At 63.1% G+C, this 14,706-nt stretch carries 12 protein-coding genes; 10 read left to right on the top strand and 2 right to left on the bottom strand.

Going from position 1 to position 14,706, the window contains the following annotated elements:
- Nucleotides 1-25 precede the first annotated feature (25 nt).
- The 10 genes from L1P09_RS17275 (at nucleotide 26) to L1P09_RS17230 (ending at nucleotide 9,047) form a co-directional block, all read left to right on the top strand.
- The gene (locus L1P09_RS17275; RefSeq protein ID WP_166524971.1) at nucleotides 26-400 is read left to right on the top strand and encodes a chemotaxis response regulator CheY; all 375 of its coding nucleotides are present in this window, start codon (nucleotides 26-28) and stop codon (nucleotides 398-400) included.
- A 20-nt stretch (nucleotides 401-420) separates the two neighbouring features.
- Nucleotides 421-1,209, top strand: coding sequence for a protein phosphatase CheZ (locus L1P09_RS17270; protein WP_054881284.1), 789 nt, complete (start codon nucleotides 421-423; stop codon nucleotides 1,207-1,209).
- 12 nt (nucleotides 1,210-1,221) lie between these two features.
- The gene (locus tag L1P09_RS17265) at nucleotides 1,222-3,489 is read left to right on the top strand and encodes a chemotaxis protein CheA (protein ID WP_235767932.1); all 2,268 of its coding nucleotides are present in this window, start codon (nucleotides 1,222-1,224) and stop codon (nucleotides 3,487-3,489) included.
- 46 nt (nucleotides 3,490-3,535) lie between these two features.
- Entirely contained in the window at nucleotides 3,536-4,660 is a 1,125-nt protein-coding gene (locus L1P09_RS17260) for a protein-glutamate methylesterase/protein-glutamine glutaminase (RefSeq protein ID WP_054904667.1), read from the top strand.
- Nucleotides 4,660-5,400, top strand: a complete 741-nt coding sequence (locus L1P09_RS17255; RefSeq protein ID WP_009681920.1) for a flagellar motor protein — start codon at nucleotides 4,660-4,662, stop codon at nucleotides 5,398-5,400. Before L1P09_RS17260 ends, L1P09_RS17255 begins: the two co-directional genes overlap by 1 nt.
- A 3-nt stretch (nucleotides 5,401-5,403) precedes the next feature.
- On the top strand, nucleotides 5,404-6,261 hold the full coding sequence (gene motD, locus L1P09_RS17250; protein ID WP_054881287.1) for a flagellar motor protein MotD: 858 nt from the start codon (nucleotides 5,404-5,406) through the stop codon (nucleotides 6,259-6,261).
- A gap of 182 nt (nucleotides 6,262-6,443) precedes the next feature.
- The gene (locus tag L1P09_RS17245; protein ID WP_009681922.1) at nucleotides 6,444-7,232 is read left to right on the top strand and encodes a ParA family protein; all 789 of its coding nucleotides are present in this window, start codon (nucleotides 6,444-6,446) and stop codon (nucleotides 7,230-7,232) included.
- Nucleotides 7,232-8,158 (top strand): CheW domain-containing protein, encoded by a 927-nt coding sequence (locus tag L1P09_RS17240; protein ID WP_054904666.1) that lies wholly within the window; start codon nucleotides 7,232-7,234, stop codon nucleotides 8,156-8,158. The genes L1P09_RS17245 and L1P09_RS17240 overlap by 1 nt, the downstream gene beginning before the upstream one ends.
- A 12-nt stretch (nucleotides 8,159-8,170) precedes the next feature.
- Nucleotides 8,171-8,650, top strand: a complete 480-nt coding sequence (locus tag L1P09_RS17235; protein WP_003254393.1) for a chemotaxis protein CheW — start codon at nucleotides 8,171-8,173, stop codon at nucleotides 8,648-8,650.
- A 1-nt stretch (nucleotide 8,651) separates the two neighbouring features.
- Nucleotides 8,652-9,047 (top strand): DUF2802 domain-containing protein, encoded by a 396-nt coding sequence (locus tag L1P09_RS17230; protein WP_054881290.1) that lies wholly within the window; start codon nucleotides 8,652-8,654, stop codon nucleotides 9,045-9,047.
- A gap of 44 nt (nucleotides 9,048-9,091) precedes the next feature.
- Here the strand turns inward: L1P09_RS17230 and L1P09_RS17225 are convergent, their stop codons facing one another.
- A complete protein-coding gene (locus tag L1P09_RS17225) occupies nucleotides 9,092-11,851 on the bottom strand; it encodes a dermonecrotic toxin domain-containing protein (RefSeq protein ID WP_235767931.1) in 2,760 nt (919 codons plus the stop codon).
- 90 nt (nucleotides 11,852-11,941) lie between these two features.
- A complete protein-coding gene (locus tag L1P09_RS17220; RefSeq protein WP_054881292.1) occupies nucleotides 11,942-14,677 on the bottom strand; it encodes a dermonecrotic toxin domain-containing protein in 2,736 nt (911 codons plus the stop codon).
- Nucleotides 14,678-14,706 lie beyond the last annotated feature (29 nt).

Here is a 14,706-nt window from a genome sequence, read left to right as displayed (position 1 = left end):
CTTGGAGGTCTACTTGAACAAAGACATGAAAATCCTCATCGTTGACGACTTTTCGACGATGCGGCGGATCATCAAGAACCTGTTGCGTGACCTGGGCTTCACCAACACCGATGAGGCCGACGACGGCACCACGGCGCTGCCGATGCTGGAAAACGGCCATTACGACTTCCTGGTGACCGACTGGAACATGCCTGGCATGTCCGGCATCGACCTGCTGCGCAAGGTGCGTGCCCACGACCGGCTGAAAACCATGCCCGTGCTGATGGTGACTGCCGAAGCCAAGCGCGACCAGATCATTGAAGCGGCCCAGGCCGGCGTCAATGGTTACGTGGTCAAGCCGTTCACGGCACAGGTGCTCAAAGAAAAGATCGAGAAGATCTTCGAACGCGTCAACGGCTGAGTCACGTCAGGGGGCGCGCCATGGATTCATCACATAACTCTTTGGGCGAGTTCGAATCGACCCTGAAGAAACATGCCCAGGAGTTGGTCGAAAGCCTGGAGCGGGGCCGTTTCGGCGAGGCGGTGCAGCTGATTCACGAGCTGAACCAGACCCGCGACCGCGGCCTGTACCAGGAAGTCGGCAAACTGACCCGCGAGCTGCACAGTGCCATCGTCAGTTTCCAGATCGACCCGACCATGCCGCAGGCCGAAGAGGTGTCGCAGATTACCGATGCCACCGAGCGCCTGTCCTATGTGGTCAAGCTCACGGAAGGCGCGGCCAACCGCACCATGGACCTGGTCGAGGCAAGCACCCCGGTGCTCAACGACCTGGCCAGCGAGGCGAAGGCCCTGAGCACCGACTGGCAGCGCTTCATGCGCCGCGAAGTGGCGGCGGAAGAATTTCGCGACCTGGTCAAGCGGGTCGACAGTTTCCTCACGCACAGCGCCGAAGGTAATCGCAAGGTCGCCGGCCACCTCAATGACATTCTGCTGGCCCAGGACTATCAGGACCTGACCGGGCAGGTGATCAAGCGCGTCACCAACCTGGTGACCGAAGTGGAAAGCAACCTGCTCAAGTTGGTGCTGATGGCCAGTCAGGTCGACCGCTTTGCGGGCATTCAGCATGACCACGATCAATTGCGCGCAGAAAAAGATCGAGAAAAACATCCGACTCGGGGTGAAGGTCCGCAGATTCATGCCGATAAGCGTGAAGACGTCGTGTCCGGCCAGGACGACGTCGATGATCTGCTGTCCAGCCTGGGTTTTTAAGGAGCACCTTTGATGAGCTTCGGCGCCGATGAAGAAATCCTCCAGGATTTCCTGGTAGAAGCCGGCGAAATTCTTGAGCAACTGTCCGAGCAATTGGTCGAGCTGGAAAGCCGGCCCGACGATGCCGACCTGCTCAATGCGATCTTTCGCGGTTTCCACACTGTAAAAGGGGGCGCCGGCTTCCTCCAGCTGAACGAGCTGGTGGAGTGCTGCCATATCGCCGAGAACGTGTTCGACGTGCTGCGCAAAGGTGAGCGTCGGGTTGACGCGGAGCTGATGGACGTAGTGCTCGAGGCACTGGACACGGTCAACAGCATGTTTGGCCAGGTGCGCGAGCGCGCTGAAGTCACGCCGGCAACCCCCGAGCTGCTGGCGGCCTTGGCGCGCCTTGCCGAGCCGGGTGCGGCGCAACCGCAGGGTGGCGAAGAAGCGGTGGTGCCGGTGGCTGCGGCGCAAGCGCCTGCCGCGGCACCGGTGGTGGACCAGGAGCAGCACCAGGACATCACCGACAGCGAGTTCGAGCAGTTGCTCGATTCGCTCGATGCGGTCAAGGCACAAGCTGCGGCCGAGGAACAGCTGCAAGGCGAGAGCGTGAGTGGTGGCGGTGATGAAATCACCGATGCCGAGTTCGAATCGCTGCTCGACCAGTTGCATGGCAAAGGCCAGTTCACTGCCGAAGTTGCAGCGCCGGCTGCTGCCGTCAGCCATGAAGCGGCCAGTGACGAAATCACCGATGCCGAATTCGAGTCGCTGCTCGACCAGCTCCACGGCAAAGGCACCTTCCAGGCCGATGCCCTGCCTGCAGCCAAGGCGGCACCTGCCGAGGTGGCGCCTGACAGCACCGCCAGCGCCACCAGCGACGAAATCAGCGAGCATGAATTCGAAGCGCTGCTGGACCAGTTGCATGGCAAGGGCAAATTCGGCGGTGACGTCGCAGCAGTCCAGGCACCGCCTGCGGCCAAGGCGCCGGCAGCGGCCAAGCCGCAAAGCCCGGCGGCCGCCCAGCCAGCTGCGGCTCCTGCACCTGCGCCAGTGCCCGCGGCTGCGAGCAAACCTGCTGCAGCTGCGCGCACGCCGGCCCCGGTCGCCGACAAGCATGCGGTCAGCGAAGCGGAAACCACCGTACGCGTCGACACGGCGCGCCTGGACGAGATCATGAACATGGTCGGCGAACTGGTGCTGGTGCGTAACCGCCTGGTGCGCCTGGGCCTGAACAGCGGCGACGAGGCCATGTCCAAGGCCGTGTCCAACCTCGACGTGGTCACCGCCGACCTGCAGACCGCGGTGATGAAAACTCGCATGCAGCCGATCAAGAAAGTGTTCGGCCGCTTCCCGCGCCTGGTTCGCGACCTGGCGCGCCAGTTGAAGAAAGAGATCAACCTTGAGCTGGTCGGTGAAGAAACCGACCTCGACAAGAACCTGGTCGAGGCCCTGGCCGACCCGTTGGTGCACTTGGTGCGCAACGCCGTCGACCATGGTATCGAGATGCCCGATGAGCGCGATGCCGCAGGCAAGCCGCGCACGGGCCGCGTGGTGCTGTCGGCCGAGCAGGAAGGCGACCACATCCTGTTGTCGATTTCCGACGACGGCAAGGGCATGGACCCGAACATCCTGCGGGCCAAGGCGGTGGAGAAGGGCCTGATGGACAAGGACGCCGCCGAGCGTCTGAGCGAGTCGGACTGCTACAACCTGATCTTCGCCCCGGGGTTCTCGACCAAGACCGAGATTTCCGACGTGTCCGGGCGTGGCGTGGGCATGGACGTGGTGAAGACCAAGATCTCCCAGCTCAACGGTTCGATCAACATCTTCTCGGCCAAGGGCCAGGGCTCGAAGATCGTCATCAAGGTGCCGCTGACCCTGGCGATCATGCCCACCCTGATGGTGATGCTGGGCAACCAGGCATTCGCCTTCCCGCTGGTCAACGTCAACGAGATCTTCCACCTCGACCTGTCGCGTACCAATGTGGTCGATGGCCAGGAAGTGGTGATCGTGCGCGACAAGGCACTGCCGTTGTTCTACCTCAAGCGCTGGCTGGTGCAAGGCCAGGTGCACGAAGAGCAGCACGAGGGCCACGTGGTGATCCTGTCGGTCGGCACCCAGCGCATCGGCTTTGTCGTCGATCAACTGGTAGGCCAGGAAGAAGTGGTAATCAAGCCGCTGGGCAAGATGCTGCAAGGTACCCCGGGCATGTCCGGGGCCACCATTACCGGTGACGGTCGTATTGCGTTGATTCTCGACGTCCCGAGCATGCTCAAGCGTTACGCCGCGCGGCGTATTTGATTTCGGTGGCGCACCTTGGCAGGTCGCGCCGCCTAATGGAGTGTTTATGGCAGTCAAGGTCCTGGTGGTGGATGATTCCGGTTTCTTCCGCCGCCGCGTCTCGGAGATCCTCTCGGCGGATCCGACGATCCAGGTAGTAGGTACCGCGACCAACGGCAAGGAAGCGATTGACCGGGCGCTGGCGCTCAAGCCCGATGTCATCACCATGGACTATGAAATGCCCATGATGGATGGCATCACTGCGGTGCGCCACATCATGCAGCGCTGCCCGACGCCGGTGTTGATGTTTTCCTCGCTGACCCATGAGGGCGCCCGGGTCACCCTCGATGCGCTGGACGCGGGGGCAGTGGACTACCTGCCGAAGAACTTCGAGGACATTTCGCGCAACCCCGACAAGGTCAAGCAACTGCTGTGCGAGAAAGTGCATACGCTGGCGCGCAGCAACCGCCGGTTTGGCAGTTACGCCAGCCCTGCGCCGGCCGCAACGCCGGCACCTGCCAGCAGCCATGCGCCGACGGCGGGTGTGGGCAGCCCGGCAGCGGCGCGCAGTGCGCTGCCGGCCCGGGCCCCGGCAGCCGCGCCGGCGCCGGCTGCGGCACCTAAACGCAAGCCGTACAAACTGGTGGCCATCGGTACCTCCACCGGCGGCCCGGTAGCCCTGCAGCGGGTCTTGACCCAGCTGCCGGCCAACTTCCCGGCACCGATCGTGCTGATCCAGCACATGCCGGCTGCGTTCACCAAGGCGTTTGCCGAACGCCTGGACAAACTGTGCCGCATCAGCGTCAAGGAAGCCGAGGACGGTGACATGCTGCGACCAGGCCTGGCCCTGCTGGCCCCGGGTGGCAAGCAGATGATGGTCGATGGCCGTGGCACGGTGAAGATCCTGCCTGGCGATGAGCGCTTGAACTACAAGCCGTGCGTGGACATCACCTTCGGCTCGGCGGCCAAGTCATATGGCGACAAGGTGCTGTCGGTGGTGCTGACCGGCATGGGTGCCGATGGCCGCGAAGGCGCGCGCCTGCTCAAGCAGGGCGGCAGTACGGTGTGGGCCCAGGATGAAGCCAGCTGTGTGATCTATGGCATGCCCATGGCCATCGTCAAGGCCAACCTGGCCGACGCGGTGTATAGCCTGGACGAGATCGGCAAGCACCTGGTAGAGGCCTGCGTCTGATGGATGTGCTGAGCCTGATCGGCCTGATCCTCGCCTTCGTTGCCATTGTCGGTGGCAACTTCCTCGAGGGTGGCCATGTCGGTGCCCTGGTCAATGGGCCGGCGGCATTGATCGTGCTGGGCGGCACCTTGGCGGCAGCACTGCTGCAGTCACCGCTGGCCTCGTTCAAGCGGGCCCTGCAGATTCTGCGCTGGATCCTGTTCCCGCCCAGGGTCGACCTGGCGGGTGGCATCGACCGGGTGGTGAACTGGAGCCTGACCGCGCGCAAGGAAGGCTTGCTGGGCCTGGAAGGGGTGGCCGACAGCGAGCCCGACCCGTATGCGCGCAAAGGCTTGCAGCTGCTGGTCGATGGCGCCGAGCCAGAAGCCATTCGCAGCATCCTCGAAGTCGATTTCCTGACCCAGGAAAGCCGCGATATCCAGGCGGCCAAGGTGTTCGAGAGCATGGGCGGGTACGCGCCTACCATCGGCATCATCGGTGCGGTCATGGGCCTGATCCACGTGATGGGCAACCTGGCCGACCCGTCGCAACTGGGCAATGGCATCGCCGTGGCCTTCGTCGCCACCATCTACGGTGTGGCCAGCGCCAACCTGGTGCTGCTGCCGATCGCCAACAAGCTCAAGGCCGTGGTCATGCGCCAGTCGCGCTACCGCGAAATGCTGCTCGAAGGCCTGTTGTCGATTGCCGAGGGGGAAAACCCGCGCTCCATCGAGCTGAAGCTGCAAGGCTTCATGGAGTAAGCCATGCGCCGCCGCCGTCCTACCGAGGAACACGAAAACCACGAACGCTGGCTGGTGTCATACGCCGACTTCATTACCTTGCTGTTCGCATTTTTTGTGGTGATGTACTCGATTTCGTCGATCAACGAGGGCAAGTACAAGGTTATTTCCCAGGCGCTGCTCGGGGTGTTCAACGACCCTGAGCGCAGCATGAAGCCCATCCCCGTGGGCGAGGAGAAGCCATTGACCGTGCGCCCGGCCGAGCCGCTGGTCAACGACAGCGAGCAGACCGAAGCAGGCCTTGCGGCAACCAATACCGACCCGCTGAAGACCATCAGCGATGACGTGCGCGACGCCTTTGGCGACCTGATCAAAAGCAACCAGATGACCGTGCGCGGCAACGAACTGTGGATCGAGATCGAGCTCAATTCATCGCTGTTGTTCGGCAGTGGCGATGCCATGCCCAGCGACAAGGCGTTCGCCATCATCGAGAAGGTGGCCGATATTCTCAAGCCGTTCGCCAACCCGGTGCATGTCGAGGGTTTCACCGACAACCTGCCGATCCGCACCGCGCAGTACCCGACCAACTGGGAGCTGTCGTCGGCGCGGGCGGCGAGCATTGTGCGCCTGCTGGCCATGGAGGGGGTGAACCCGGCCCGCATGGCCTCGGTCGGCTATGGCGAGTACCAGCCGGTGGCCAGCAATGACACCGCCGATGGCCGGGCGCGCAACCGGCGGGTGGTGTTGGTGATTTCCCGTAACCTGGAAGTGCGCCGCAGCCTGACGGGCTCGGGCAGCGCCAATGCAACACCGGATGCTGCCCTGCGCCGGGCTGGCACACAAAGTGCACCGGCTACGCCAGCAAAGGTGGCGGGGCAGTGATTCGTCAATTCTCTGGCACTGCTACAAGCACAATTTTGACTGTGACGCCGTCCCCTGTGGGAGCGGGCGAGCCCGCGAAGCAGGCGACGCGGTGATTGGCACCGGCTTCGTCGGTGTTCGTGGGCTCGCCCGCTGCCACATCGATTGCACGCGCTTTCAAATCAATACATAGAGTTTGCTTGATGAGAGTCTGGGCAGTAGCCAATCAAAAAGGTGGCGTCGGCAAGACCACCACGACCATCGCTTTGGCCGGCCTGCTGGCCGAGGCCGGCAAGCGCGTGGTCGTCGTCGACCTGGACCCGCACGGTTCGATGACCAGTTACTTCGGCCACAACCCTGATGCCCTCGAGCACAGTTGCTACGACCTGTTCCTGCACAAAGGCAGCGTGCCTGAGGGCTTGCCGGGGCAACTGCTGCTGCCCACCAGCGACGAGCGGATTTCGCTGTTGCCGTCGAGCACCGCGCTGGCCGTGCTGGAGCGCCAGTCGCCGGGGCAGAATGGCCTGGGCCTGGTGATCGCCAAGAGTCTGGCGCAGTTGTGGCAGGATTTCGACTTTGCCTTGATCGACAGCCCACCCTTGCTCGGCGTGCTGATGGTCAATGCCCTGGCCGCCAGCCAGCAGTTGGTGATCCCGGTGCAAACCGAGTTTCTTGCGGTGAAGGGGCTTGAGCGCATGGTCGCGACCCTGGCCATGGTCAACCGGTCACGCAAGCAGGCGCTGCCGTACCAGATCGTGCCGACGCTGTTCGACCGCCGCACCCAGGCCTCGCTGGGCACCCTCAAGCTGCTGCGTGACACCTACGGCCAGCATGTATGGCAGGGCTACATCCCGGTCGATACGCGCCTGCGCGACGCCAGCCGCAAGGGCGTGACGCCCTCGCAGTTCGACGCCAAGAGCCGTGGGCTGGTCGCCTACCGGGCACTGCTCAAGCACCTGTTGACCTACAAACCCGCAGCGCAGGTGGCCTGATGACCCAGACCCGGTACACCGGCACCCGGCCACAGATGGCCTTGCAATCGTATCTGGATGGCCTGCTGCAGGAGGCCACCGAAGACGAGGCGCTGTTGCAGGCACCCGTGGAGCCCGCTGCAGCCGATGAGTTCGCTGAAGCCGTGCGCGAGGAGCAGGCCCGCGATGCCCGCCAGCCCCAACCTGCCGAACCGCTCGTGGCCGTTGCCCGCCCTGCGCCTCGGCCTTTCGCCGAACCCCGCCTGGCGGTATTGCCCAGCGTGATGCCGGTCGACCCGCCGGTGGTGACGGTGGTGGAGCAGGAGGTGGTGGCCGAGGCGGCCATTCCAGTGCTGGTCGAAGCGCCTGCGCTGGAACCGGCGCTGCCACTGGTCGACGTGCACCTGCCAGCGCCGCCCGTGCCACCGGCCACTGTCGACGGCCGCCCGGCCTGGGCCGCCGAACCCTTCGAATGCCTGTTGTTCGATGTCGCCGGCCTGACCCTGGCCGTACCACTGGTGTGCCTGGGCTCGATCTACACCCTGGCCGGCCAGGAGCTGACACCGCTGTTCGGTCAGCCCGAATGGTTCCTTGGCATCCTTACCTGCCAGGCGGGCAACCTCAAGGTCCTGGATACGGCGCGCTGGGTGATGCCCGACCGCTACCGCGACGATTTCCGCCAGGGCCTGCAGTACGTGATTTCGGTGCAGGGCTACGAATGGGGGCTGGCCGTGCACCAGGTCAGCCGTTCGTTGCGCCTGGACCCGTCGGAAATCAAGTGGCGCAGCCAGCGTGGCCAGCGCCCGTGGTTGGCCGGCACGGTTATTGAACACATGTGTGCATTGCTCGACGTTGCCGCGCTGGCCGAGCTGATCGCCAGCGGCGCGGTCAAGCAGCTGCACGACAAACAAATGACACCGAACACAACCGCCAGAAAGCGGATTTAGAGGGCTAGGGGAATGAAAAAGTCGTCTGCACAAGGTTCTGAAGATCCAATCCTGCAGTGGGTAACCTTCCGGCTGGACAACGAGTCCTACGGCATCAACGTGATGCAGGTGCAGGAAGTGCTGCGCTACACCGAGATCGCGCCGGTGCCGGGTGCGCCCAGCTATGTGCTGGGCATCATCAACCTGCGAGGCAACGTGGTAACGGTGATCGATACCCGCCAGCGCTTTGGCCTGATGCCGACCGAAGTCACCGACAACACCCGTATCGTCATCATCGAGGCCGACAAGCAAGTGGTCGGTATCCTGGTCGACAGCGTGGCCGAGGTGGTCTACCTGCGCCAGTCGGAAATCGAAACCGCGCCGAACGTGGGTAACGAGGAGTCGGCCAAGTTCATCCAGGGCGTGTGCAACAAGAACGGCGAGCTGCTGATCCTGGTCGAACTGGACAAGATGATGACTGAGGAAGAGTGGTCCGAGCTGGAGAACATCTGAGTTGATCTTCGAGGTTGCGGTAATCTTTCTGGCGTTGCTGTGGGTCTTGAGCCTCTGGTTCTTCCTCAACTACAGCAAACGCCAGCGCGAAGTGGCCGCGCAGCAGGCCGTGGGCGATGCCCTGCGCGACCAGCGCATCAAGGACCTCGCCAAACGCCTGGATGACTACCAGAACGTCACAGTGCGCATGGGGGACGCGCTGCACGAGTTGAACGTGGCGGTTGCCCCCTTGCCGGACCGGATCCAGCAACTGGAGCAACGCGACCCTCATAACGTGACGTTTTCCCAGGCAGCCAAGCTGGTCGGCATGGGCGCCAGCATCGCCGAGCTGACCGAGAGCTGCGGCCTGACCCAGGCCGAGGCAGAGCTGATGAGCAAGCTGCACCGTAGTGACTGAGCCTGGCGGGCCGCTTCAAGGCCCGGTCAGGCCTGCGCCCAGGCTCAGGTCTGGACCCAGGAGTGATTGCCGCCGACCGTGGCGATGCGGTTGAGCGGCAATTGCTGGTGCACGGCCTCCCTCAGCGCGCTGGTGTTGATGAAGGTGGCGGTATTGATGCGCGGGATGTTGTACAGGTTGACCATCTGGCGCAAGGTTGCGAGGTTGGGCAATTGCTGGTCGATCACGTCGCTGAGCAGGCGCGGGCCGGTCAGGTAGCTCAGGCGGCTGGCATAACGGTAGAAGTTCGAGGGGTCTTCGGCCAGGCTGGGCCTGTGGTCATAGAAGTCCAAATGCAGGCGGAAGCGTGCGTGCATTTCCTCGCTGATCGCCTCCAGGGTCGGGTTGCCAGGGTGGCTACCGATCTGGCTGGTGTTGTACAGGCAGTTCATGCTCAGTTTCTCGTTGGCCATCGGCGGCGCTAGCAGCAAGCCATCTGCCGGGATGCACAGTGCTACGTCTTGAATCGCTTCGGTGGGCGTTGCCGGTGGTTCCCCCAGCTGGGGTTGCCCGGCCTTGCCTGGCACCCGTAGCGTGTCGTCGACGTCCATGTACAGCCCCCCTTCATGGTGCAGCAGCGGGTAGCGCAGCACATCGCTTGCCGACGCATAGTTGGTGGCCACGCCACCATTGCCGTCCAGGGCCGCGTCGTACTGGGCATAGTACTTGGTCTGCTGGAATGCCCTGAAGAACGCTTGCTCTTCCAGGGGTAGCACCTGCAGCCCCGGCGCCTGTTCGGCCAGCAGACGCAGGTTTTCTTCGTAAGCGCCAGGGTTGGCCGTGGACAGGAACAGGCGCAGGCTGTAATCACTGTTTTCCAGCGCCGCGACATTGTGGGCAAGGTTGCTCAGCAAGGCCGGGCGCAAGGTCTTGTCACCTACCCAGAGGCAGGAAATCCGCTTGGGGATGGGCAAGCTGTTGGCGGGGGCGCGTGGGATTTCACCCGGCAGCACCAGGTCGATACCCAGCGCGCGCAGGGTGGCGGTGCGCATCGCATCGGTGACTACGCGCTCGCGGGGCTCGGGTACCAGGCCGCGAGCATCAGGGCTTGCCACGTAGCCAACGGGCTCAACGTCGTTGATGTCCTCGTCCAAAATGAAGGCATCCCGTTCAAGGTCATACACCACCTCCTTGATGTAGTCGTCGATCACCGATTCCAGGGTGTCCGGCATGCCGTTGTACCTCGGCCTGCGGATCACGGCGTCGGCGGTGAGCGGGTCGGCCTGCGGCAGCGGCGGGATCGGTTCGCAGATATGGAAGTAGGGCGCACCTTCGGGCGCCGGGGCTAGCAATACGGGGGGGCGCACCGGGCTCATTGGGTAACCGATCTGGTCGTTGAGCCGAATCGGCGGCACGAAGCCATCGCTTTTGAACGCGAACAGTGCCGAGGCTTTGGCCGCCCCAGTCAACAGCAATGGCACAGCATTGAACAGCCCCCAGGTGATGTTGGCGACACCGTCCTGCCGTGCCTGCAGGGTCTTGCCATTGATCGCCTCATCCAGGCCAAGGCCCAACTGCGCAATGCCGCCGAGCGCCAACACCGGTGCCAGGCCGGGCACCACCAGGCACAGCGGTGCCAGCAAGTTGAGGGTGGTGAGCAGGTAGCCCCGCCACTTGGCTTTGCTGACCTGGCTGTCGCTGGTGATGATGAAGTCGGCGTCATCGAAGCTGCGTTGGCGTTGGCGCTCGGCCAGCGCCTGGAACAAGTCGCCGGTGATCCTCGGGTTGTAGCGGCTCGGCCGGTAGTTGACATAGGTGCGCGGCGGCCAGATACCGTCGTTGTTGAACATGCCGTGCTCCGGTGGCAAGGCGTGGCGCCGGGGATATTCGGCCAGTCCATCGAGTGCGGTATCCAACCCGCTGAAATCCACGCCCTGCGGCCTGTCGGCCAGGCGGAAATGCTGTTTCAGGGCTTCACGCTTGAGCGGGTCTTTGCATTGCTCGCCAATCCAGTCTTTCAGCGCGTTTTCACTGGCGAACTCCAGCAAGGGTGAACTGTTGCCAGGTATGTAGAGCACTGTCAGGTCCGTGCCTGGGTTGCACAGGTACAGCAGGTCGGTGGCGGCGTAGCCATAGATGCTCAGGGTGCTCATGCGCAGCTTGTCGACCCGCGGCATCAAATCGGCCGCTTGCCACAGCAGTTTACGTGCCGCTTCGCTGAGGCTGCCTTCGCTGACCTGCTTGTTGCAGGCGGCAATGAAATTGAGCTTGCACGCCAGGCGGTGGGCGCCCATATGGTCGCGCCAGTAGGTGTGCAGGGTATTCTTGAAGGGTGCCTGGAAGTCCAGGTTCTCGATGAACTGCTGGAAGCTTTCGGCGGCTATCGGCACATGGGTGGTGGCGTCGTAGCGCGCTGGTTCGGTGCGGTGGAACAGCCCGTTGAACACCGAAAACTCGGCGCCATAGTGGTTGAAACCCCGGGCGGGCAGGGCGTTGACGATCCGCACCGGGCTTTCTGGCAAGGTGCCAGCCCAGGGCGCACGGAACAAGGCGCCGAACAGGTCGTTATTGCTTTCGCCCTGCCAGTTGCTGAGCACGGCCTGGGTCAGGCTGACGCATTGCCTGACCTCTGCCAGGCTGCCGCCTTTGTGGTCGGAACGGTAGTGCAGGGTCACCACATCGACCCGGTCGGGGTCGAGGTCGTGGCCCTGCTCGGCGAACCATTGCCTGACGGCCTGACTGGCCTGCCGATCGGGCCGAGGGACATGGTTCAGATGATCGCGGACATAGTGCACGCCAGTGGCGTTGATCCCGGTAGTGCGCATCGTGGTTACCTTGCGTGAGTGGGTGCTGCAAGGTTGCTGGATCACGCTGCACGCCAGTGGTAGATAACTACATCCGCCCGCTATCTCCCTTCAGTTCTGTTCCCAGCTATGTGCCCGGCCGGCCTCGAAGAAACGGTCGAGCGGCACATGCTCACGGATCAGTCGGGTCAACTGGCTGGTGTCCAGGGCGCCGTGAATGTCGTAGATGGGGGAAACCAGCAGCCTGCACATTTCGCGCAACTGCCGTAGCCAGGGCAGGCGCGCGTCGATCACGTCATTGAGTACCCCCGGCCCGCTCAAGCGGCTGAGGCGGCGGGCATAAGCGTTGAAAGCCACAGGGTTGAAGACCCGGTCGGGCCGTTCGGTGTAGAACGTCGGGTCTTGCTGGAAGCGTTGCAGGATCGCCTCGGAAATGGCGTCCAGGGTGGGATTGCCCGGGTGGCTGCCGATCATGCTGCTGTTGTACTGAATGTAGAAACCCAGTTGGTCATTGCAAACCGGGGGGTACAAAAGCAAGCCATCGGCGGTCGTGCGCAAGGTCTGGCTGGCCAGCGGTGGGTTGCCTGGCCCCGAAGCGGCGTTGAGCAGCCGGTCGTCGGCATCCAGATAGAACCCACCGATCTGCTTGAGCATGCGGTAGCGCAGGATGTCGCTGGCCGAGCTGAAATTGGTGATGCCTGGGTTGGTGATCCCCAGCGCCGCCTGGTACTGGGCGAAATAGGGCGAACTGGCGAACGCCTGGTAGAACGGTTGATCCTCGAGCGGCAGGACGCTCATGTGGAGTGTCCTGCTCCTGAGCAGCGTGAGGTTGGCGCTATAGGCCCTCGGGCTCTGCCGCGAAAGGAACAGTTGGTACTGGTACCCAGTGTCTTCCAGGGCTTCGGCATTGTGCACCAGCGCCTCCAGGAAAACCGGGGAAATGGCCTTGTCACCCACCCATAGACTGGAAACGATGCGCGGAATTGGCGTGCGCTCCAGGGTGTCGAAGTGCGTGTAGTCCATGGGTAGATCCAGCTGGATACCTAGCTGCCGTAGGGTGCCCATGCGCTGTGCGTCGGTGACGACCCGCTGGGCGTCGGCAATCCGCACCAGAGCTGCTGATCCGCCGCTGTCGATTACCCAGCGCTCAGGTGTGGGTTGCCTGTATTCAGAGAGCTTGATGAAACTGTCGGTGTGCAGGTCATACACCACGGGTTGCGTCTTGATGCCCTGGGGCGCCTGGAATGTACCCTCGAAGTAGTGGCCCAGATTATCCCCCACGCGGGTCACCACTACACTTTGCGAGCCTGTGGTAATCCGCACCGTGTCACGGAACGCCGCTTGTGCCGGTACCAGCTGCAACGCATCCGTTGGCACGCTTACATTGGCCGCTTCGCCCAGCACATCCGCCAACTGGGTCGGCCGTAGCAAACCTGGCAAACGGTAGTGGAACGCCTGGCTGGCGCGGGCAATGCCGATGGGCAAGGGCAAGGCATTGAACAGGCCGAAGACCTGGTTTTCGACCCCCTCGGCCTTTTCGTCCAGCGAGTGGCCGTTGATCACCTGGTCCATGCCCAGGCTGAATTGTGCCACGCCGCCCAGCACCATCACCGGCAGAAGCTCGGGTACCACCACGCATAAAGGCGCCAGCAGGCACTGGGCAACGTTCAGGTAGCTGCCCCAGTGCGTCTTGTTGACCTGGCGGTTGGTGATGACGCGGTAATCCAGGTCATCGTAGCTGCGCTGTTTCTGGCGATCGGCCAAGTGGTCGAACAGGTTACCGTCGATAGGCAAGCTGTGGGTGGGCGATCCGAATTCGATCGTCTCTTCAGGGTCCCATATGCCACTGGTGGCAAAGCCAGGTTGATCGTCGGGCAGGCGATGCGCCGCGGGATAGCAGCCCAGCCCTTTCAAGGCCGTGACGAGGCCGCTGAATTCCAGCCCGTCCGCCCAGTCCGCGGGCGAGAAGCATTGCTGCAGCCACTCGCGGCGGGTTGGGTCTTTGCATTGCTCGGCAAACCAGTGCTTGAGCGCAGACAGGTCCGGGAACTCGTGCAGGGGCGACGCGTTGCCCGGCAAATAAAGGACGACGGTGCTGCTGTCGTCGGCCTTTATGTAGATGATCGATGTACTGTGATAACCGTACACATTCAGCAGGCGGGTGGTTATCGCCCGCGTGTCCAGGGGCAACAGGCCGGCGGCCTGCCAGGCCAGGCGCCAGGCAGGGACACTCAGGCTACCCTCACTGACTTGGTTGTTGCAGGCGGTGATGAAGGCAATTTCCAGTGCGCGTGCGTAGTCTGTCCGGCTCTGCTGCCAATAGCTGTCCAGTTGCGCCTTCAGCCGTTCGTGCAGGTGCAAACCCCATACATAGTCCTGGAAGACTTCGGCGCGGATGGGCAGCAGTGTCGCCGGGCTGACCTCCTTTTCCGGGGTACGCCGATACAGGCCGTTGAAGATCAGGTAGGACATCGCATTGGAAAGCAGGGGGGGTGGCCGCATACGGTCGACAAATGTCACCGCGTGCAGCGGCGCCATACCCGCCCAATCGCCAAAGTGGAATCCGCCACTGCCTGTACAGGGTTCCCCTTGCCAGTTGGCCAGCAGGGCGTCGGTCAGGCTGACGCGTTGAATCACCTTGGCCTGAGGGGGGAGCCAGGGCTGGCCTTCTTCGCGCTCTGCGTCCTGGTAGTGGAACGTGACGACGTCGATATCCGCGGGGGACAGGAGCACACCGCGTTGCGCTAGCCAATCGCGCAAAAGCTTGTCGGCCAATGTGTCCGGGCGCGGCATCTGGGCCAGCGCGCTGTGCAACAGGCGCTGCTTCATGGGTTGTGGGAAGTTCATCGTTGGGTGTCCGTGGCTATCGGGCGTTG

Source organism: Pseudomonas juntendi, from assembly GCF_021560075.1.
GTDB lineage: Bacteria > Pseudomonadota > Gammaproteobacteria > Pseudomonadales > Pseudomonadaceae > Aquipseudomonas > Aquipseudomonas juntendi.
Note: the sequence above shows the minus strand (reverse complement) of the source record. Positions and strands in the feature narration are given on the sequence as shown.